The organism is Cellulomonas sp. C5510 (genome assembly GCF_019797765.1).
Lineage (GTDB): Bacteria > Actinomycetota > Actinomycetes > Actinomycetales > Cellulomonadaceae > Cellulomonas.
This window is the reverse complement of record NZ_CP081862.1, coordinates 3605039-3626063: the sequence shown is the minus strand read 5'-3', so window position 1 is coordinate 3626063 and position 21025 is coordinate 3605039. Positions and strand designations below refer to the sequence as shown.

The 21025-nt window shown below is 73.2% G+C and carries 18 protein-coding genes; 11 read left to right on the top strand and 7 right to left on the bottom strand.

The genetic code is table 11. The features are described 5' to 3' along the window. Window positions 1–63: 63 nt before the first annotated feature. The 8 genes from K5O09_RS16670 (at window position 64) to K5O09_RS16635 (ending at window position 10458) form a co-directional block, all read left to right on the top strand. Window positions 64–1140, top strand: coding sequence for a substrate-binding domain-containing protein (locus K5O09_RS16670; protein ID WP_222170584.1), 1077 nt, complete (start codon window positions 64–66; stop codon window positions 1138–1140). Between the two features lie 124 nt (window positions 1141–1264). Then, the gene (locus K5O09_RS16665) at window positions 1265–3736 is read left to right on the top strand and encodes an ATP-binding cassette domain-containing protein (RefSeq protein ID WP_222170583.1); all 2472 of its coding nucleotides are present in this window, start codon (window positions 1265–1267) and stop codon (window positions 3734–3736) included. Next, entirely contained in the window at window positions 3733–4710 is a 978-nt protein-coding gene (locus tag K5O09_RS16660; protein ID WP_222170582.1) for an ABC transporter permease, read from the top strand. The genes K5O09_RS16665 and K5O09_RS16660 overlap by 4 nt, the downstream gene beginning before the upstream one ends. 11 nt (window positions 4711–4721) lie before the next feature. After that, window positions 4722–5594 (top strand): SMP-30/gluconolactonase/LRE family protein, encoded by an 873-nt coding sequence (locus tag K5O09_RS16655; RefSeq protein ID WP_222170580.1) that lies wholly within the window; start codon window positions 4722–4724, stop codon window positions 5592–5594. Beyond that, window positions 5591–6349: a GntR family transcriptional regulator gene (locus K5O09_RS16650; RefSeq protein WP_222170579.1), complete on the top strand. Its 759-nt coding sequence runs from the start codon at window positions 5591–5593 to the stop codon at window positions 6347–6349. Before K5O09_RS16655 ends, K5O09_RS16650 begins: the two co-directional genes overlap by 4 nt. A gap of 68 nt (window positions 6350–6417) precedes the next feature. Further along, the gene (locus K5O09_RS16645; protein ID WP_222170578.1) at window positions 6418–7539 is read left to right on the top strand and encodes a mannonate dehydratase; all 1122 of its coding nucleotides are present in this window, start codon (window positions 6418–6420) and stop codon (window positions 7537–7539) included. A 75-nt stretch (window positions 7540–7614) separates the two neighbouring features. Next, window positions 7615–8574: a glycoside hydrolase family 43 protein gene (locus K5O09_RS16640; protein WP_222170577.1), complete on the top strand. Its 960-nt coding sequence runs from the start codon at window positions 7615–7617 to the stop codon at window positions 8572–8574. A gap of 276 nt (window positions 8575–8850) precedes the next feature. Continuing rightward, complete coding sequence (locus K5O09_RS16635; RefSeq protein WP_222170576.1) at window positions 8851–10458, top strand: methyl-accepting chemotaxis protein; 1608 nt, start codon at window positions 8851–8853, stop codon at window positions 10456–10458. Window positions 10459–10488: 30 nt separating this feature from the next. Here the strand turns inward: K5O09_RS16635 and K5O09_RS19465 are convergent, their stop codons facing one another. From K5O09_RS19465 to K5O09_RS16605, 6 genes are all read right to left on the bottom strand, one after another. After that, entirely contained in the window at window positions 10489–11166 is a 678-nt protein-coding gene (locus tag K5O09_RS19465; RefSeq protein WP_222170575.1) for a TetR/AcrR family transcriptional regulator, read from the bottom strand. An 81-nt stretch (window positions 11167–11247) separates the two neighbouring features. Next, window positions 11248–12780 carry a sucrose phosphorylase gene (gene gtfA / locus K5O09_RS16625; protein ID WP_255595812.1) on the bottom strand — a complete coding sequence of 511 codons (1533 nt, stop codon included), beginning with the start codon at window positions 12778–12780 and terminating at the stop codon, window positions 11248–11250. Window positions 12781–12847: 67 nt separating this feature from the next. Beyond that, complete coding sequence (locus K5O09_RS16620; protein ID WP_222170574.1) at window positions 12848–13864, bottom strand: alpha/beta hydrolase; 1017 nt, start codon at window positions 13862–13864, stop codon at window positions 12848–12850. Continuing rightward, window positions 13861–14685 (bottom strand): carbohydrate ABC transporter permease, encoded by an 825-nt coding sequence (locus K5O09_RS16615; RefSeq protein WP_222170573.1) that lies wholly within the window; start codon window positions 14683–14685, stop codon window positions 13861–13863. Before K5O09_RS16615 ends, K5O09_RS16620 begins: the two co-directional genes overlap by 4 nt. Next, window positions 14682–15620 carry a carbohydrate ABC transporter permease gene (locus K5O09_RS16610; RefSeq protein WP_222170572.1) on the bottom strand — a complete coding sequence of 313 codons (939 nt, stop codon included), beginning with the start codon at window positions 15618–15620 and terminating at the stop codon, window positions 14682–14684. The genes K5O09_RS16615 and K5O09_RS16610 overlap by 4 nt, the downstream gene beginning before the upstream one ends. Next, window positions 15620–16990, bottom strand: coding sequence for an ABC transporter substrate-binding protein (locus K5O09_RS16605; protein WP_222170570.1), 1371 nt, complete (start codon window positions 16988–16990; stop codon window positions 15620–15622). The genes K5O09_RS16610 and K5O09_RS16605 overlap by 1 nt, the downstream gene beginning before the upstream one ends. A 222-nt stretch (window positions 16991–17212) precedes the next feature. Between K5O09_RS16605 and K5O09_RS16600 the strand changes: the two genes are divergently transcribed. Together K5O09_RS16600 and K5O09_RS16595 are read left to right on the top strand one after the other, a co-directional pair. Further along, window positions 17213–18253, top strand: coding sequence for a LacI family DNA-binding transcriptional regulator (locus tag K5O09_RS16600; RefSeq protein WP_222170569.1), 1041 nt, complete (start codon window positions 17213–17215; stop codon window positions 18251–18253). 526 nt (window positions 18254–18779) lie between these two features. Continuing rightward, window positions 18780–19127, top strand: a complete 348-nt coding sequence (locus K5O09_RS16595) for a hypothetical protein (RefSeq protein WP_222170568.1) — start codon at window positions 18780–18782, stop codon at window positions 19125–19127. A gap of 35 nt (window positions 19128–19162) precedes the next feature. On the opposite strand, the gene K5O09_RS16590 is transcribed toward K5O09_RS16595, so the two are convergent. Next, window positions 19163–19321, bottom strand: coding sequence for a hypothetical protein (locus tag K5O09_RS16590; protein WP_222170566.1), 159 nt, complete (start codon window positions 19319–19321; stop codon window positions 19163–19165). 112 nt (window positions 19322–19433) lie between these two features. Here K5O09_RS16590 and K5O09_RS16585 point away from each other — a divergent pair, with 112 nt between their 5' ends. After that, entirely contained in the window at window positions 19434–20960 is a 1527-nt protein-coding gene (locus K5O09_RS16585) for a flotillin family protein (protein ID WP_222170565.1), read from the top strand. Window positions 20961–21025 lie beyond the last annotated feature (65 nt).

Genomic DNA, 21025 nt, shown 5'->3' with positions numbered 1-21025 from the left:
CGCCGCGGACGGCGCCTCCGCCGGACCTGCAACCGGCGGCACCACGCTCAATGAGGAGGACAGATGGTCACCAGGATGCGCAAGGGCGCGCTCGCGACGGCCCCGATCGCGCTGGCGCTCGCACTCGCCGCGTGCTCCGGCGGCGACGCGACGCCGGGTGCGTCGGGCACCGGGGACACCGGTTCCGGCGACGCGCACGTGATCGGCTTCAGCAACTCGTTCAACGGCAACACCTACCGCCAGGCCATGGAGGCCTACGCGCAGGAGGCCGCCGACGCCCTGACAGCCGCGGGTGAGCCGACGGAGCTCGTCTTCGCCGAGGCCAACCAGGACAACAACAAGCAGATCCAGCAGATCCAGAGCTTCATCATCCAGGGCGTCGACGCGATCATCATCGACCCGGGCTCGGCGACGGCGCTGACCGGCGTGGTCAAGCAGGCGACGGATGCCGGGATCCCCGTCATCACCGTCAACGACGGGCCCATCGACGCGTCCGCCGACAACCTGTACCAGATCAGCTTCGACGCGACCGCCCAGATGAAGACGCTCACCGACTACATCGCGGACCGGATGGGCGGCAAGGGCACGATGATCGAGCTGCGCGGCACCGAGGGCGACGCGTTCGACGCCAAGGCGCACGAGGGCGTCGTGGAGTCCCTGAAGTCCTACCCCGACATCACGGTGGCCGCCGAGATCTACACGGACTGGACCGGGTCGAAGGCGCAGTCCGAGCTGGCGGCGGTGCTGCCGAACCTGCTCCAGCAGTACGGCTCGATCGACGGGGTCGTCACGCAGGGCGGCGACTCCTACGCCGCCGTCCAGGCGTTCCAGCAGGCCGGCGCGGACCTGCCCGTGATCGGCGGCGACAACCGAGGGTTCTTCCTCAAGTGGTGGGCGAACGAGGCGCCGGAGGGCTACGACACGCTCTCCGTCTCGGCCAACCCCTGGGACGGCGCGACCGCCGTGTACGTCACCGCGGACATCCTCGCGGGCGGCTACGACATCCCCAACGAGATGATCCACCCGATCGCGACCATCACCCAGGACGACGTCGCGCAGTACGCCGACGTCGCCGACGAGGACATGGCCACGCCGACCTACGACCGCGACTGGGTGCGGGAGAACCTCTACCACCAGTGAGACGGTCCGGTCGCGTCCCCTGCGCGTGACCGCACCACGTCCGGCGGGCCGCTCGCGTGAGCGGCCCGCCGGGCGACGACGCCGGCACGCTCCGGCACGACCACAGGACGAAGGGCACAGACGGATGGACTCCTCCATCGACGAGCGGGCCGTGGGCGCACCCGCGCGCACGGGGACGGCCGCGCTGCTGCGGCTGGACCGGATCGACAAGTCGTTCGGCATCACGCGGGCACTGTCCGGGGCGAGTCTCGAGATCCGCCGCGGCGAGGTCGTGGGGCTCGTGGGACCGAACGGGGCGGGCAAGAGCACCCTCATGAAGGTCCTCACCGGGGTGCACGAGCCGACCGGCGGGCAGATCCAGGTCAACGGGAGGGCGGTCGAGCGGATCACCGCGCGCGAGGTCGCGGAGCTCGGCATCGCCTGCGCCTACCAGGACCTGTCGGTCTGCACGAACCTGGCGGTCTACGAGAACTTCGCCATGCTGACGATGCCGCACGGGCCGTTCGCGCCGCCCCGCTGGCGCGCGCACCAGAAGGCCGCGGCGCGTGAGCTGCTCGACCACTACTTCCCCGGCAACGGCATCGACGTGACGCGGCAGGTGGCGTCCCTGACCCTCGCCGAACGCCAGATCGTCGAGATCTGCAAGGCGCTCATGACACCGGGGCTGGGTCTGCTCGTGCTCGACGAGCCGACCTCGGCGCTGTCGGCCAACCGCGCCGACCAGCTCCACGCCGCGGTCGCGGAGGTGTCCTCCCGGGGTGTGGCCGTGGTCTACATCTCGCACAAGCTCGACGAGATCTCGCGGATCTCGCACCGCATCGTGCTGCTCAAGAACGGCTGTGACCAGGGGGAGCTCGACCCCGCCACCACGACCCCCGCCGAGCTCGTCGCGCTGATGGGCGGGGAGGTGCGGGAGCGGGCGGCCCGCGCGGGCGACGTCGCGGCCGACCTCGGCCCGGTGCTGGTCGCCGCCGAGGGGTTCTCCACGGCCGAGCTGCACGACATCCACCTGAGCGTCCGGGGCGGCGAGATCGTCGGCGTGTCGGGGCTCGTCGGAGGCGGGCAGACGGCCCTGCTCCACGAGGTGTTCCGCGCCCGGCGCCGCGGGCCCCGCGGGCTGCGGGTGGACGGCCGGGTCGCGTACGTCAGCGGCGACCGCGCCCGGGAGGGCGTGTTCCCGCTGTGGAGCATCCTCGACAACATCCTCGTCTCGAACCTGCGGGGCGTCACCCGCCACGGGCTGCTCAGCCGGTCCCGGTCCCGGGAGGTGGCCGGCGGGTGGTTCGACCGCCTGCGGTTCCGCGCCGAGGGGGTCGACAGCCCCATCACCGCGCTGTCGGGAGGCAACCAGCAGAAGGCCCTGATCGCCCGGGGGCTGGCCTCGGGAGCCGACGTGGTCCTGCTCAACGACCCGACCGCCGGCGTCGACATCGAGACCAAGCAGGAGATCTACGGCCTGCTCGCCGAGGTCAAGGCTGCCGGGCGCGCAGTGCTCCTGCACAGCACCGAGGACCTCGAGATGGAGATCTGCGACCGTGTCTACGTCATGCGGGACGGCCGGGTCGCGCAGGAGCTGGGCGGCGACGACGTCACCGTCCAGAACATCGTCGCGGCGTCGTTCACCGAGGTCGAGCACGGCGAGGTCGTCGAGCGCCGGCAGGCCCCGTGGCGCCGGCTGCTCGGTTCGCGGCTGCTGCTCCCGCTCGTCGCCATGCTGGTGATCTACGGGCTGACCGTCGCGGTCAACCCGAACGTCCTGTCCGCCGGCAGCACCCACCTGCTGCTCGGCACGGCCGTCCCGCTGGTGCTCGCCTCGCTCGGCCAGATGTTCCTGGTGGTCGCCGGCGACATCGACATGGGCAACGGCTACTCGATCGGGCTGGCCAACGTCCTCGTCGCGGTGGTGCTGAGCGGTAGCGCGCTCGTGGGGCTCGTGAGCCTGCTGCTCCTGGTCGGCGCCTACGCCGCCATGGGTGCGCTGATCCACCTGCGTCGGCTGCCGGCCATCGTCGTGACGCTGGGCGCGCAGTTCGTCTGGCTCGGCGTGGCGCTGATCGTCTCGCCGCTCCCCGGGGGGACGAGCCCCGTGTGGCTCAGCTCTCTCTACCAGACCCAGCTCGGCCCGGTGCCCATGGCCGCGGTGATCTGCGTCCTCGCCGGCGCAGCCGCCTGGTACCTGCTGTTCCGGTGGCGGTACGGCATGGTCCTGCGCGCGATCGGCAACAACCGGGACGCGGTCGAACGCTCCGGATGGTCGTACCTGCTCGGCAAGATGACGGCCTACGCCCTGGCGGGCGTCATGGTGGCGCTCGCCGGCACGGCCTTCACCGCCGTGACCTACGCATCCGACGCCAACAGCGCCACGGCCTTCTGCATGATGAGCATCGCCACCGTGATCGTCGGAGGCTGCGAGATGGCGGGCGGGTTCGTCGAGCCGGTCGGCGTCGTCGCAGCCGGGGTCGCCATGTCGCTCATCACGTCCCTGCTCGTCTTCGTGCAGGTCGACTCCAACTTCCAGATGGCCGTGACCGGGCTGATCATCATCGCGGTCCTGGCCTCCCGGCTCGTCACCCGTCGGAAGGGCGTGACCGCATGACCCGCGCAACGGACTACCTGCGACGGCACCCCGCTGCCTGGCCGATCCTCGGGGCGCTGCTGTTCTACCTGCTGATCGGAGGCGTGACCGGCAGCTTCGACCCGACGGTCGTCTTCACCGGTGCCCGCCTCGCGACCTTCGCCGCGCTGCTGGGCCTCGCGCAGATGGTCGTCGTCACCAGCGGGGACGGTGCCATCGACCTCTCGCAGATCTACATCCTCACCCTCTGCGCGTTCGCCTCCACCACGCTCATGGACGCCGACCCCGTGCTCGGCTTCGTGCTCGCCGTGCTGCTCGGCGCGTTGTGCGGGCTCGTCAACGGCCTCGTCAACGTCGTGGTCCGCGTCCCGGCGATGGTGGCGACGCTCGCCACCGGCTACATCTTCTTCACCGCGGTGCTCGTGGGCTCCGCGCACATGAAGGTGCTGCCGGATCCCGGCTTCGTGCGGTTCGTGACGCGGGACGTCGGTCCGGTGTCGGTGCAGACCCTCGTCGTCGTCGTCGTGGCGGCAGGGCTCGGCGTCCTGCTCTACCGCTCGCCGTACGGCAAGCAGCTCCACGCGGTCGGTCAGAACCGCACGGCGGCGACGCTGGCCGGTCTGCCGTCGCGCCGGGTCGTCGTGACGGCCTTCGTGATCGGGGGCGCGCTGTGCGGGCTCGCGGGCGTGCTCGCGGCCGCCGTCATGGGCGGAGCGTTCCAGGACATGGGGCTCGCGTACTTCCTGCCGTCGGTCGCCGCGACGTTCGTCGGCGGCACCGCCGCGTCGGGCGGGCGCTCGAACGTCCTCGGTGTCGCCGTGGGCGCGCTGATGATGACCTTGATGTCGTCGTTCCTCAACACCGCCGAGAGCACGTACCACCTGCCCTCGGGCGTCAAGCAGCTGGTGATGGGTGCGTTCCTCGTCAGCATCCTGCTGCTGTCCGTCTCGGCCGGGAAGCCGCGCGTCCGCCGCTCCCGCCTCGCCACCGCCTGAGGAGGCCGACCGTGAACCGATCTGACGCCGCCCCCCTGCTGCCCGGGTCCGCTGCGCACGTGCTGTTCGACGGCTTCCGCACCGACCCGGTCCTGGACCACGCGGAAGGGCTCGACCTCGACCCCGTCGACGGGAGCCTGTGGTGCGGGGGCGAGGCCGGCCAGCTCTACCGGATCGACCTCGACGCCGGGTCGATCCGCCTGGTGGACCAGAACCCCGGCGGCTTCACGCTCGGGGTGCGGTTCGCGCCGGGACGCCGGGTGCTCTGGCTCGACGCGGTCCGCCGCCAGGTCCGCTCGCTGGACGTGGCCGCAGGGGGGCCGGTCGAGGTGGTCGTCGACGGCCGGGTCGGCGACCGCCCCCTCGTCTACCCGAACGCCCTCGAGGTCGCGGACGACGGCACCGTGTACTTCTCGGACAGCGACGGCGACGCGGTCCGTCCCGGTGGCGGCGTGTACCGGATCGACCCGCAGGGGCGCCCCGGGCTGTGGTGCGACGGACCCTTCCACTTCGCCAACGGCGTCGCGCTGTCCCCCGACGGCCGCTGGCTGTACGTCGCGGAGTCGGCAGCCTGCGCGGTGAGCCGGGTGCAGGTCCTCCCCGACGGGTCAGCAGGCGCGGTCGAGCGGGTGTGGGAGCTCGGCCGCCGCGTCCCGGACGGTCTCGCCGTGGGACCGGACGGTCGGCTCTACGTCGCCTGCTACTACCCGTCGGTCGTCCTCCGGCTGGAGGAGGGGGGTGACGTGACGCCCGTGTACGAGGACCCCATCGGCCACGTCCTGTCCAACCCCACCAACCTCGTCTTCCGCGGTACCGAGGCGCTCGTCGCCAACCTCGGCCGGTGGCACGTCACGAGCATCGACATGACCGCGGTGCTCACGTGACGGCCACCGCGGCGGCCGCGCGGCGGCACGGGGGGACGAGCAGGCTGGCGGTGTACGAGGAGCTGCGCCGGCGCGTGGTCGGCCTCGAGCTGCCCCCCGGAGCGCCGTTGTCCGAGAACGAGCTCGCCGCCGAGCTGGGCGTCTCGCGGACGCCGGTGCGCGAGGCGCTGATCATGCTGGCGCAGGACGACCTGGTGCAGGTCTTCCCCAAGATCGGGTCGTTCGTCGCCCGCGTGGACGCCGGCCGCGTGGCGGACGCGCAGTTCGTGCGGGAGGCGGTCGAGCTGGCCTCGCTCGACGACGTGCCGACGGAGCCCGACCCGGCCCTCGTCGCGGTGCTGCGGGCCAACCTCGTGGAGCAGGAGCGAGCGGAGTCCGACCCGCAGGCGTTCTTCGTGCTCGACGAGGAGTTCCACCAGGGGCTGCTCCGCCTGGCGGGCCACGAGGGCACGTGGCCGGCGGTCGTGTCCGCGAAGGCGCACCTCGACCGGGCGCGCCGCCTCGGCATCCACGAGCGGTCCCTGCACCGGTTCACGCAGGAGCACGCGGGCGTCCTCGACGCGCTGCTCACCGGTGGCGCGGATGCCGCGCGACCTCTCATGCGCGCCCACCTGCGCACGGTGTTCGACGACATCACGCACGTCCGGCGCCGGATGCCCGAGCTGTTCGAACCGGCGCGCGGCCGCCCCGTCCGCCGGACTGTCGCGGTGTGGCTGGACGACCCGGCGGACGCGCCTGCGCCCCGGCTCTCCTGAACCGGGCACCTGCACCACCCCCCGGGCCCTCACCGGCCCGACACGACCTCCGAGGAGACGCAGCAGTCATGAAGATGGGCTTCCGCTGGTACGGCGACGGCAACGACACCGTCACGCTGGACCAGATCCGCCAGGTGCCCGGCGTGGAGACGATCGTCTGGTCCCTCCACCACAAGCAGGCCGGGGAGGTGTGGGAGGAGCACGAGATCGCGGAGCAGGTCGCCACGATCACCGGGCTGACCGACGAGCACCGCGCCCGCGGCATCACCCGGACCTTCGACGCGGCGGTGGTCGAGTCGGTCAACGTGCACGAGTCCATCAAGCTCGGCAAGGACGTCCTGGGTCTGTCCCGCGACGAGGCCCTGGAGAACTACCGCACGACGCTCGCCCGGCTGGGGCGCGCCGGCGTCAAGGTGGTCTGCTACAACTTCATGCCCGTGTTCGACTGGCTCCGGACGGACATGTTCCACCCGCTGCCGGACGGGTCGACGGCGTTGTTCTACGAGAAGGCCGTGGTCGACGGGATGACGCCGGAGTCGTTGATCGCGTCGATGGACCTCGGGGGCGGCGGTCTGACCCTCCCCGGCTGGGAGCCGGAGAGGCTCGCCTCGTTCCAGGAGCTGAAGGAGGCGTACGTCGGCGTCACGCGGGAGGACGTGTACGCGCACTACCGCGACTTCCTCGACGCGGTGATCCCGGTGTGCGAGGAGTACGACGTCCGGCTGGGGGTCCACCCGGACGACCCCGCCTTCGACATCTTCGGCTGGCCCCGTGTCGTCTCCCGGAAGCAGGACCTCGAGCGGGTGCTGGGCCTGCACCCGTCCCCGTACCACGGGTTGACGCTGTGCCTCGGCTCCTACGGCTCGAACCCGGGGTCCGACCCGGTCGACGCCGTGCGCACGTTCGTGGACCGCATCCACTTCTCCCACGTGCGCAACATCAAGCACTTCCCCAACGGCGACTTCGTGGAGGTCGCGCACCGGGCGTGCGAGGGGTCGATCGACACCGTCGGCATCATGAAGGCGTACGCCGACGCGGGGTACGAGGGGTGGGTCCGGCCGGACCACGGCCGCCACCTGTGGGACGAGAACACGACGAACCCGCCGCGTCCCGGCTACGGGCTGTACGACCGGGCGCTGGGGATCCAGTACCTGCTCGGCGTGTGGGACTCCTGCCGGCACCACGGCTGAGGTGCCGGACCTGGGAGGATCCGGGTACCGGCCGCCACCGCGGTCCGGGCGACCGCACGCACAGGAGCGCCCCGCATGACCGAGCCGTACGGCTACCTGCTGGTCCACTTCGTCGAGGACCAGGTGGGCCACGCCGAGAAGATCTACTTCTCCCTGTCGGTCGGCGACGACCCGCTGCGCTGGCGGCGGCTCCACGGCGGCGAGGCGGTGCTCGAGTCCACCGGCGGGACGGCCGGTGTCCGCGACCCGCACCTGGTGCGCGGGCCCGACGGCTTCCACCTGGTCGCGACGGACCTGCGCGTCTGGCGGCCGGAGGGACCGGACTGGTGGGCGTACCGGCACCGCGGGAGCCGCGACCTCGTGGTGTGGGACTCGCCGGACCTGCTCTCGTGGTCGGAGCCGCGGTACGTCACCGTCGCGCCGCCGTCCGCGGGGATGGCGTGGGCACCGGAGGCCGTCTACGACCCGGTGTCCGGCGACTACCTGGTGCACTGGTCGTCGGGCCTCGACGACGGCCCGGCGGGCGGCCGCGGGGACGGTCCCGGCCGTGAGACCGGCCCGGCCCGGATCATGGTGGCCCGCACCCGCGACTTCCGGACGTTCACCGAGCCGCGCACGTACCTCGAGCTGCCCGTCGGCGTCATCGACATGACGGTGCACGTCACCGGCGACGCCGTGCACCGGTTCGCCAAGCAGGACGACGACGCGCCCGGCTCCTGGGGTGTGTTCCACCAGGTGGGCTCCTCGTTCTTCGCGGACGACTTCGTGACGGTGGCCCGGAACATCGGCGCCGACCTCGGCTCGCACGTCGAGGGGCCGCTCGTGTTCCGGGCGCACCACGAGCACCGGTGGTACCTGTGGGTCGACCGGTACCCGGAGCTGCCGCAGGGTTACCGCGCGCTGACGACCACCGACCTCCGGTCGGGCGACTGGCGCCCGGTGCCCGACGGCGACCTGGAGCTGGAGCCGAACACCAAGCACGGGGTCGTCCTGCCGCTGCTGCGCCACGAGCACGCGGCTCTCGACGCGCTCTGAGGTCCGTCCCCCACCGCGAGGTCCCGGAGCGGCGTCGCCCGGCCGCGTCCCGCAGCGGTGTCGCCCGCCGACCCCCGCTGCGTCGGTGCGGCGCACCGCACACCGTCACCCGTTCGGCGGGCCACGACGGAGTGGTCGGAACCCCGGACGGGTGACGGCGCCGGTCGGCCGTGGGCCGATCGTGTGCGTCTGTGCAGATCGCTCGGCGAAAACTCGCAGTTCGGTCGGCCGCTGCCGAATGGGCCGGGTGTCCAACTCGCCTCCGAAGGAGCAGACATGCCCGAGCAGCCCGCCGATCCCCCCCGCGAGCCACGCCGTCGCGGACTCGCCGGCTTGCCGCTCGCGGTCAAGCTCGGCGGCAGCCTCGCCCTGCTGGCGCTGGTCGCCGTCGTGCTGGCGGGCGTCTCGACGACGCGGCTGCTGGCGATGTCGCACAGCCAGGAGCAGATGAACCGCGAGGGCGTGGTGCCGCTGGTCGCGGTCGCGGACCTGCAGCGGTCGTTCACCTCGCTGCGGCTCGGGTACCTGCGGCTCGCGATGCAGGAGGGGGAGGAGCAGGCGGCCTCGCTCGCCGACGTCGAGGAGAGGCGCCAGGAGGTCGACACCGCCGTGCAGGAGCTGGCGCGGGTGCTGGGCGACGACGCCGGCGCGATCGTGGCGTCGATCGCCGCCTACGACGAGGTCGGCCAGCAGCAGTTCCTGCCGCTGGTCCAGGCGGGTGACCCGCGAGCCGCCGCCTTCGCGAACGGCGAGCTCCGCGACGCCGGCCGGGCTACGGACGGCCTGATCGACGAGGCGTCCGACCTCGCCGGGTCGCAGGCCCAGGACATCGCCGAGAACGGCACGGAGATCGTCCGGCAGTCCGTCCTGGTGGTGTGGGTGGTGCTGGTCGTCGCGCTCGCCGCGGTGGGCCTGGTCGCGGTGCTGGTGCTCCGCCAGGTGCTCGCCGGGCTGCGGTCGGTCCAGGCCTCGCTGGTCGCGATCGCCGAGGGCGACCTGACCGTCGCCCCGCGGGTGGTGTCCGGCGACGAGGTCGGGCAGATGGCCTCGGCGCTCGCCACCGCCCAGGCGCAGCTCCGCGGGACGATCTCCCGGGTGGTCGAGGCCGCGCAGACGGTGGCCGCGGCGACCGAGCAGCTCTCGGCGTCCTCGACCCAGGTTTCGGCGTCCTCGCAGGAGACGGCGACCCAGGCCGGCTCGGTCGCGGCCTCCGCCGAGCAGGTCTCGCGCAGCGTGCAGACCGTGGCGGCCGGCGCGGAGCAGATGGGCGCGAGCATCCGGGAGATCGCCCAGAACGCGTCGGAGGCCGCGAAGGTCGCGGCGTCCGCGACGCAGGTCGCGCAGACCACCACCGACCAGGTGAAGCGGCTCGGGGAGTCCAGCCAGGAGATCGGCACCATCATCAAGGTCATCACGAGCATCGCCGAGCAGACGAACCTGCTGGCGCTCAACGCGACGATCGAGTCCGCCCGCGCGGGTGAGGCGGGCAAGGGCTTCGCGGTCGTCGCCGGCGAGGTCAAGGAGCTCGCGCAGGAGACCGCGCGGGCCACCGAGGACATCGCCCGCCGCATCGACCGCATCCAGACGGACACCACGGGCGCTGTCGCCGCGATCGGCGAGATCTCCGAGACGGTCGGGGCGATCAACGACTACCAGACGACGATCGCGAGCGCGGTCGAGGAGCAGACCGCCACCACGGCGGAGATCTCGCGCTCGGTCGCGGAGGCGGCGACCGGATCGGGCGAGATCGCGCAGACCATCAGCGGCGTCGCGCAGCAGGCGGACTCCGCGAACCAGGCGCTGAACCAGGTCGACCAGGCGGTCGGCGAGCTCGCGCGGATGGCCGAGGCGCTGCGCGGCGACGCCGCGGTGTTCCGGGTCTGACCGCACCCGGGCGCGGACGGGCGGGGCGGGTCAGGCGGCCGCCCCGTCCATCGCCCGGTCGGCCGCCCTGCCCGCCGCCGGGTCGGCCGCGCCGTCCGGCGGGCCGGGGATGCACAGCGACGCCAGGGCCAGCGCCGCCGCGTCCGCCGCGGCACCGACCGCCGCCTCGTCCCGGGTGCTCAGCCACAGCATCCCCAGGCCGGCGACGGCCGACGTGAAGGCGCCGGCCAGGGCGTCGATGGGGACCGCCCAGGACAGGCGCACCCGGTGGCTCCAGCGCGCGACGAGGTCTCCCACGGCGCGATCCGTCTCGGCGCGGCTCCGGCTCGCCCGCGCCGGGGCGTGCCGGGCGACCGTCACCGCGAGCTCGTAGAGGAGCAGGTGGCGGTCCGGGTCGGACCGCACCGCCCGCAGGAACCCCTCGAGCGCGCCGCGGATCGCGGCGAGGGGGTCGGGCTGCGCGAACCCGGTGTCGCCGGCCAGCTGCAGCACCGCCAGCACCTCGCGCTCCAGCAGGGCCTCCACGAGATCGCCCCGCGAGGCGAAGCAGTAGTGGAACGCACCGTGGGCGAGGCCCGCCAGCTGGGTGACCGTCCGGGTGGTCACGGCGGCGAGCCCGCCGTCACGCGCCAGGGCCGAGGCAGCCTCGAGCAGCTGCTCGCGTCTCTCCTCGACCGGTCGGTGCTCCTGGTGCCGCATCGTGGCCATGGGGACCTCCTCGGGCGCCACCGTAGCCGCGGCGGATGCCGCGTGGCTGGGTGTTCACCCCTGCCCCGCGGGCAGGTCCCGTCAGGCGGGGCGCGGGACCACGTCGGCGTCCGTGAGCACGGTGCGGGAGGCGCCGCCGGTGGTGGTGCGCACGGTGAAGGTGCCGGCGGCCGCGTCCAGCTCCAGCTCGGCGGCGTCGGTGCCGGAGGTCCACCGCAACCGCGCCGACCTGCCGGACACCTCGTGGTGGAACGTCCCCCGGAACGCCGGGTGCGTGGTGCGCAGCCGCAGCGCCTCGAGCTGGGCGCGGACCGCGGGCCGGTCGAGCGCTGCCGTGACCTCGTCGTCGGTGTACCGGTGCCGGTTGACGTCCCGCCCGACGCCGGTCGCGGCGAGCAGGTCCATGTCGTTCTCCCCGGCGAGCAGACCCACGTAGTACACCTGCGGGATGCCGGGCACGAACAGCTGGACCAGGCGCGCGAGGACGTAGCGGCGGTCGTCGCGGCCCAGCGCGTCGTAGAACGTGCAGTTGACCTGGTAGAGGTCGAGGTTGGACGCGGCCGCGCCGGTGGCCTGCCGGCTGGTGCCGCCGCTGTTGTCGTGGATGCGCTCGACGAGCGCGTCGATGTCCGCGGGCGGCAGCAGGCCCGGCTCCCCGGGGCGCAGGTCGCTGGGGCCGACGTCGACGATGCCGATCCCGTCGTGCGTGTCGAGCACGGTGACGGCGTTCGCCGGGCGGATCCCGAGCCAGCGACCGAGGGGGCCCAGGTCCCCGGTGGTCAGCGCGTGCAGCACCAGCGGCGGCAGCGCGAAGTCGTAGACGAGGTCGACGGTCTGCGCGATCTCGACCTGCTGCAGGTAGTGGCCGTGCACCTCGACCAGCACCTGGGCACCGCGGGCGTGCGCGTGCTCGACGACGCGACGCGTGTACTCGGCGGTCGCGGGCGTCATGAAGCAGTCGGTGCCCGCCTCCTTGCCGGTGTACCCGACGGCGTCGAGCCGCAGCATGGTCACCCCGCCGGACGTGAGGGCGTCGACGACGGACGTGAGGTAGTCCCAGGCCTGCGCCGTCCGCAGGTCGATGTCGACCTGGTCCGGTGTGAACGTCGTCCACACCAGGCGCCGCTCGCCGCCGAGCGTCATCGCGGTGAACGGCAGCCCGGGGCGCGGGCGGTAGATGCGGGCGAGGTCCTCCTCCGTGGCTCCGTCCGGGAACACCGACCCGAGCGTGAGGAACATCGGCGCCCACGGAGACGCGTCCCCGCGCTCCCGGACGTCCTGGAACTGCGCGGACTCCGCCGAGACGTGGTTGACGATGACGTCGGCCATGACGGTGCGGCCGTCCGCGAGGCGGCGCACGTCGTCCCAGGTGCCGAGGCGCGGGTCGACGACGGTGTGGTCGCGCGGGTCGAACCCCGCGTCGGTGCCGTCGAACGGCGTGAAGAAGGGCAGCACGTGCACGCCGTCGAAGGCGCCGGCCAGCGGGCCGTCCAGCAGCGCGGCCAGCCGGGCGACGTCCCCGCCGATCCGGTCGGCGTAGGCGATGAGCTGCGGGCCGGTCCGCACGGCGGGCGCGGCCGGTGCAGCGGGGACGGGGGCGGCGTGGTCGGTCACGGGGATCTCTTCTCCGGTCGGTCCGCCCGGCGCGGCCGGGCGGGTCGGGGCGGCGTCGCCGCCGGTCTCACAGGGTCGGGGAGGCCGCGGGCGGCGCCTGCCCCTCGGACCCGCGGGGCCCGAGCAGCCGGCGCACCCACGCGCGCCGGGCGGCGCGGGAGGCCTGCGACAGGGCGGCGCCCGGGACGAACACGTCGAAGGCATGGCAGCCGCCCGGCCAGACGTGCAGCTCGGCGTCGCCGCCGGCCGCCCAGATGCGGGACGCGTACGCGACGCACTCGTCCCGGAACGTCTCGGCCGAGCCGACGTCGACGAACGTCGGGGGCAGGCCGGAGAGGTCGGCGGCCCGCGCGGGTGCGGCGGTGGCCGGGACGTCGTCCCCGCCCTGCGCGTCGCCGAGGTAGGCGCGCCAGGCCTCCCGGTTCGCGTCGGCGTCCCAGGAGCCGTGGCCGCGCATCTGCGCGGGGGAGCCGTCGCCGTCGCGGTCGTCGAGCATCGGGCACACCAGCAGCTGACCCGCGAGCACCGGGCCGCCGCGGTCGCGGGCGGCGAGAGCGGTGGCCGCCGCGAGGCCGCCGCCCGCGCTGATGCCGCCGAGCAGGACCCGCCCGGGGTCGATGCCGAGCGCCCCGGCCTGGGCGACGACCCACTCCAGGGCCGCGTAGGCGTCGTCGAGCGCCGCCGGGTACGGGTGCGCCGGGGCCAGCCGGTAGTCCACCGACACCACGGCCGCGCCGACCTCGTCGGCGAGCTCGCAGGCGTCGAGCACGTTGTCCCGCACGGAGCCGGTGACGAGCCCGCCGCCGTGCAGGTGCACGATCACGGGCGTCGGGGCGGCGGCTCCGTGCGGCCGGAGCACGAGCACGGGCACGTCGGTCCCGCCGGGCCGGGGGGCGGGCACCGTCATCTCCTCGATGCGGTACCGCGCCGCCAGCGGGCCGAGGTCCGGCTCGACGTGGCGGGCGTGCAGCGACGCGATCCCGCCCTCCGGGACCCCGACGACCACGTCCGAGGCGTGCTCGGTGAGCGCCGCGGCGATCTCGGGGTCGAAGGGGGGCCGCCGCAGCTCGGAGAGCGTCGTCATCCCTTGACCGCCCCCTGCATGAGCGCGGAGACGAACTGCCGCTGGAACGCCAGGAAGACGATGAGCGTCGGCGTGAGGATCAGCAGCGAGCCCGCGCACAGCAGCGGGATGTCGGTGCCCCACTGGCCCTGGAACGCCCCGAGCGCGCCGGCCATCGTGCGCTGGGTCGGGTCGTCGACGAGCACCACCGCCAGCAGGAACTGGTTCCAGGTCCACAGGAACAGCAGGATCCCGAGGGAGGAGAGCGCGGGCGCGGACAGCGGCAGGTGGATGCGGCTGAACAGCTGCCACGTGCCGGCACCGTCGATGCGCGCGGCCTCGGACAGGTCCTCCGGCATGTTGACGAAGTGCGCCCGCATCCACATCACCGCGAACGGCATGTACAGGCCGAGCAGCGGCAGGATGATCGCCCACCGGGTGTTGAGCAGGCCGAGGTCGCGCATCTGGTAGTACAGCGGCACGATCACGCCCTGGAACGGCAGGGTCAGCCCGAGCACGAACGCCAGGAAGATCCAGCGGTGCCCCGGCGGGCGCAGGTGCCCGAGCGAGAACCCCGCGAGCGTCGCGATGAGCAGCGACAGCGGGACGGTGCCGATCTCGATGAGCACGCTCGACCACAGCAGCGCGCGCATGTTCGCGGCCTGGAACGCGTCCACGAAGTTGTGCCACTGCGGCTGCTCGGGCAGCGACAGGCCGGCGGGGTAGGAGCCCGACGGGTGCAGCGCGGTGAGGAAGAGGCTCACGAACGGGGCGATGGTGATGACCATCAGCAGGATCAGCAGGACGCGGCTCAGCCACGCCTCGCGGCGGGAGACGATCACCGGTCACCTTCCCGGGTCAGGCGCTGGATCGGCAGCACGATGGCGAGGACGAGCACCATGAACGCCACCGCGAGGGCGGACGCCTGGCCGACCTCCCGGCTGAAGAACGCCAGGTAGTAGATCTCCAGGCCGGGGACGAGCGTGGCGTTGCCGGGGCCGCCCTGCGTGGAGATGTAGACGATGTCGAAGCTGGCGAGCGCGGCGATCACCGTCACGGTGATGCACACGCCCAGCTCCTGGCGCAGGCTCGGCAGCGTGATCGCGAAGAACTCGCGGACCGCGCCGGCGCCGTCGAGGCGCGCGGCCTCGTAGAGGGCGGGGTCGATCTTCGTCATGCCGGCGAGCAGCAGCAGCATGCACAGGCCGAGCGCCACCCACGCGCCGATGACGCCGACCGCGGGCAGCGCGGTCTGGAAGTCGCCGAGCCACGCCCGGGTGAGCGAGTCGAGGCCGACCGCCCGCAGCACCTGGTTGACGAGGCCGTCGGACGACATCAGCCAGGTCCACATGATGCCCGCGGCCACCAGGGGGATGACCTGCGGCAGGAACAGCACGGTCCGGGACACCAGCGCCAGGCGGCTGGTGGCGAACTTCCGGATGATCGCCGCCGTCAGCAGGCCCAGCAGCACCGGGACGAAGCTGAAGTAGATGATGAGCTGGAGCGCGTTGAGGATCGACCCGAACATCTCGGAGTCGCCGAACAGGCGCGTGTAGTTGTCGATCCCGACCCACGTGGCGGCGGAGATGCCGTTCCAGTCGTAGAACGAGTACTGCACGGTCAGCGCCAGGGGCCGCAGCACGAACACCACGTACACCACGGCGGCCGGCACCACGAGGGCGAGCGCGACCCAGCCCCGGCGCCTGTCGTCCAGGCCGTGCGGCTGCTCGGCCACCTCGCGGAGACCGGGACGACCGGTCGTCCGCATCTGCATCATCAGCCGCCGATCTCGCTCTCGTACTGCTTCTGCACGTCGGCGAGCATGCCGGCCGGGTCCTGCTGGCCGGCGACGAGCTTCTGCAGGTTCGGCGTCCAGCCCTTGGCGTAGATCGCGCCGGTGGCGTTGGCGATGAAGTCCATCGCGCCGTCCTTCTCGCCGATGGTCGCGCCGGCCGCCAGCGTCTGCGCGGTCACGGAGTCCGCGTCGACCTCCGGCATGAACGCGTCCGCCAGGCCCAGGGGGTGCGAGCCGCCGACCTCGACCTGGATGGTGCGGGCCTCCTCGTTGGTGGCCGCCCAGTCGAAGAAGAACGCCGCGCAGTCCGGGTGCTCCGCCTGCGCGCCGATCCCGAAGGTCAGCGGCGCGGACATCGCCCCGAGGTCGCCGCCCTCCTCGAGCGGGGGCATGAGGAAGAACCCGACCTTGCCCGGCATCTGCGCGTCGAGGTTGCCCGACTCCCAGTCGCCGTTGAACATCAGGAGGCTCTCGCCCTCCATGAACCGGCTCATCATCATCGAGTAGTCGAGGGAGTTGATGTCGTCGGCGAAGTAGCCGGCGTCGATCCACGACTTCAGGTGCTCGGCGGCCTGGAGGTTGGTCTCCGTGTCGATCGTCGCGCCGGACCGCTGGAAGATCCAGTCGTTGATCTCGGTGGTGTCGCCGTAGGACGCCATGAGCCCCTGGAGCGGGAACGCGAGGCCGCCGGTGGCGCCGCCGTTGAACTGCGCGGCGGGCGTGATGCCGGCGTCCTTGGCCTTCTGCATCATGTCGTCGAGCTCGGCGAGCGTGGCGGGGGGCTCCGTGACGCCGATCTGCGCCGCGAGGTCCTTGTTGTAGAACACGCCCGTCATGGAGAACCCGAGGCCCATGCCGTACAGCGGGCCCTCGCCGCGGGCGCCGTCGTCGTCGACGCGCAGCTGGACGAGCTGCGAGGCGGGCCACTGGTCCCAGCCCATCGAGCTCGCGTAGCCGTCGAGGTCGAGCAGCAGGCCGTCCTTCGCCAGCTCGGACATCTGCGGCAGGCGCATGAGGTCCGGCGGGTCGTCGGCCAGCACGCGGGGGGCGTTCTGGGTGATGACCGCGAACTGGTCCTCGCGGACGTCGAACGTCACGTTGGGGTACTGCTTCGTGAACTCGTCGAACAGGTCCTTGGGCATGGGGAAGCCCGTCTCGATGTACGCGCTGAGCGTCACCGGGTCGGTGCCGCAGGTCGCGGTGACGTCCCCGGTCGCGCTGCCGGACCCGCCGGTCGCCGAGTCGTCCGTGTCGGTGGTGCCGCCGCCGGGTGCGCTGCACGCCGTCACGGCCAGCAGACCCGCGAGGCACAGCGACGTCGCTGCGGCGGCCCGCCGGCCCTTCGTGCTCATTCGAGACACCGGTGTCTCCCTTCATCGAGGAGCGGCCCGGAGGCCGGTGCTAAATCGACTTAGCACGCATACTGTCGGTCGGGGACGCCGCCCGCGTCAAGCCGGTGAGGGTCACGGATTCGTCACGGTTCCCGCAGGAGGCGCTGCTCCCGCAGGCGGTCGCGGGTGTGGCACCGCGACCACCGGCCGCCGCTAGGATCGCGCCGACGGAGGGACACGCACGTGGGTCGCAGGGTGACGCTCGCGGACGTCGCGCGGGCCGCCGGGGTGTCGTCGACGACCGCGTCGCTGGCGCTGTCGGGGCGCGGCGACGAGCTGCGGATCTCGCGCGCCGTCCAGGACCGCGTCCGCGCCGCCGCCGGGGAGCTGGGCTACCGCCCCAACATCGTGTCCATCGGGCTGCGCAAGGGCACCACCCGCACCCTCGGCTTCATCTCCGACACCGTCGCGACCTCGCAGCTCGCCGGCGACATGATCCGCGGCGCCATCGAGGCGGCGCGCGAGCACGGGTTCCTGCTGTTCATCGGCGAGACCGAGGGCGACGACGAGGCCGAGCAGCAGCTGCTCGACGCCATGCTCGACCGGCAGGTGGACGGCATCGTGCTCGCCTCGATGTTCACCCGCACCCGGCCCGCGCCGCAGACCGGCCGCGTCCCCACGGTGCTGCTCAACACGGTGCCGTCCGAGCCGACGCCGATGCCCGCGGTCATACCCGACGAGGAGCAGGCGGGCCGGCAGGCGGCGCGGCTGCTGGTCGAGGCCGGGCACCGGGACATCCACCTGGTCGGCGGCGGCCCGCACCCCGGCGACGTCGCCCCCGGCACGGTCGCGGGCACGGAGCGCCTCGCCGGCATCCTCGCGGAGCTCGCCGCGCACGGCCTGGCCCCCGCCTCGGGCCACGTCTGCGAGGACTGGCTCCCGCCCCACGGCTACGCGGCGACGCGGGAGCTGCTCGCCGCGCACCCGCGGCCCGGTGCGCTGCTGTGCTTCAACGACCGCATCGCGTTCGGCGCGTACCAGGCGCTGCGCGAGGCGGGCCTCGAGGTGCCGGACGACGTGTCGGTGGTGTCGTTCGACGACTACCCGCTGGCCGAGTGGCTGCGGCCCGGGCTGACCTCGTTCGCGATCCCGCACGAGGCCCTGGGTCGGCGGGCCGTCGAGCTGCTGCTCGAGCAGGTGCAGGGCGGCCCGGCCGGCGAGGACGGCGTCGTGCACCGGCTGCCGCTGCCGCTGCACGCGCGGGCGTCGGTGCGCGCGGTCTGACCGGGCGGTGCCGGTGCCCGGGGCCGGCGTGCGACGGGAGGCTCCCCGGGTGCTCGCACTCGGTCTCGTTGTCAGCCGGCGAGCTCGAGGAGCGCCATCCAGCTGCCTTCTCTCATGCCGCATGGGGACGTGAACCGCGCCGTTCGGGTGAAGCAGATCGGTTCGCGCACGCGGCCGATCACTCGGCCTCTAGGTTCCTCCGCAGGTCGCTCATCGTGGAGGAGCCTGTGAGAACCCGCTCTTCTCGTCGACGTCTCGCGGCGTTGCTGGCGCCCGTGATCAACGGGACGACCTCCCTGTCCGCGCTGCTCGACGTCGGCTTCCTGCGGGTGTCCGGCTCCGTCGACCTCGTCCGGCCCGGGACCGCGTGAGCATGTCCGCCGTCGGCGCGAGGCGTAGGGGCCGGGTCTGGCCCTGGGTGACCGGCGGGGTCCTCCTCGTGGTCGCGGCCGGGTTCGCGGCCCTGGTCTGGATGGCGTTGCGTGGGGGGCCGTCGCCTCGTCTGGCGGCGCTGGAGGGTGAACCGATGCTCGACTCGCCCGTCCCCGCCACGATGCTCGGCCAGGTGTCGCAGGAGTCGTCCTGGGGACTGGGGATGGGGCCGGACACCGTCGCGAGCACTGTGACGGTGTACGAGGTCGAGCTCACCCCGCAGGAGGCGCTGGACGCGTGGCGGGTGGGGCACGCAGACCAGTACGGACCTCCCGAGTACGAACAGGACGCGGTGGTGCTGATGCTCGCCTGGTTCCCGGACCAGAAGATCGTCACCGTCCAGGCCTCGGACCAGGTCGAGGACGCGGCCGCGAGAGCGGCAGTGCGCCAGCCGACCCCGGGTCGCACCGTGGTGACCGTCGCCGTCAGCGGCGCAGGCTGACGCCACGGCTGCGGTCCGGTCACGTCCCGCCGCTGTCACGCCGCCGACCGCCGGAGAGCGGTGCTGCGTGCGAGCTGGTCCGCCGGCTCGGTGTCGCGGTGGCGGTCGGCGAGGCACTCGTGCGGGCTGAGTCCGTCGAGGGACCCGGCCGGAATGCTGAACCAGGCCGCGATCGCCCAGCCGTCGACGGGCACGCCGCGTCCCCGCCACCATCCTGCTCGGAACACCGGGAACGAACCTGGTCGGACCTCTACAGTCGGAGCACACCCGCCCGCCCGGCCGACCGGCCACGCCCGAGGGAGCCCCATGGAGATCGCAGGAACCGTCCTGGTCGTCGCCGCCGCCGTCGTGCTGGTGATCGTGCTCGCGATCATCGGGGCGGTCTACGCCAAGGTGCGGTTCAAGATCGCCACCCCCGACGAGGCGCTCATCATCACGGGCCGCAAGAGCGGGACGCCGGTCATCAACCCGGAGACGGGCGACGAGACGACGGACCTGTCCGGCCAGCGGGTCGTCATCGGCGGCGGCACGTTCGTCAAGCCGATCTTCGAGCAGGTCGCGCGCCTGTCGCTGGCCTCGCAGAGCTTCCCGGTCACCGCCGAGGACGCCACCACCAAGAGCGGCGTCGGCGTCACGCTCCGGTCGATCGCCGTGGTGAAGGTCGGGGGCACGGAGCGCATGGTGCGGGCGGCCGCGCAGCGGTTCGCGGGCCGCAGCCAGGAGCAGGTCATCGAGCAGCAGACCAGCGAGGTCCTCGTCGGCGTGCTCCGCACCATCGCCGGCACGCTCACGGTCGAGTCGATCCTCTACGAGCGGCAGGAGTTCTCGAAGGAGGTCAAGGACATCGCCGTGCCGATGCTCGCCGAGCGCGGCCTCGTCCTGGAGAACTTCGAGATCCAGACCGTCGAGGACACCGGCGACTACATCCGCAACCTCGGTCGCCCCCGCGCCGCCGCCGTGGCCCGGGACGCGGAGATCGCCGAGGCGCAGGCGCGGCAGGAGAGCACCGAGCGCTCCAACGAGGCGGCGGTGCAGATCGCGGAGTCCAACAAGGCCCTCGCGCTGCGCAACGCCGAGATCGCCCAGCAGACCGCCAAGGCCCGCGCCGACGCGGAGGCCGCCCAGGAGCGCGCGGAGGCCGAGGCGCAGCAGGGCGTGCTCGAGCAGCAGGAGCAGGTCGCCCAGCGGCGGGCCGCGCTGCGCGAGCAGGAGCTGCAGACGGAGGTCCGCAAGCCCGCCGAGGCCCGCACGTACGAGGCCAAGCAGGAGGCCGACGCCCGCAAGTACGCCGCGGAGCAGGAGGCGGAGGCCGCGAAGACCGCCGCGATCCGCAAGTACGAGGCCGAGGCGCAGCGCACCACTGCGCAGGCGGAGGCCGAGGCGTCCGCCGCCCGCGCCCGCGCGGAGGCCGCGCTCGTCGAGCAGCAGCGCCGCGCCGAGGGCGCCCTCGCGCTCGCGAAGGCCGAGGCGGACGGCATCCAGGCCCGCGGCGAGGCCGAGGCCGCCGCCGAGCAGGCCCGCGGCGAGGCCCGCGCCGCCGCGATCAAGGCCGAGTCGGACGCGTACCAGGCGTTCCCCGAGTCGGCGCGGCTCCAGATGGTGCTCGACGCGCTGCCGAAGGTCGCGCAGCCCTACGCCGACGCGCTCGCGTCGATCGACGGCATCACGGTCATCGACAAGGACGGCGCGTCCCGCCTGCCCGGGCAGGTGTCGACCGGCGTCCAGGAGCTCGCCACGCTGCTCAAGGCCCAGACGGGTCTGGACCTGGTCGAGCTCGTCCAGGGCCTGGGCGGGCGCAGCGGCAGCGGGACGGGCGGCACGCCCGCGGCCTGAGGCGGGGCGACCGGCCCGCGACCGCTCGACGCGCGCTCCGGCGGCGGGCACCGGAGACTCGGGCG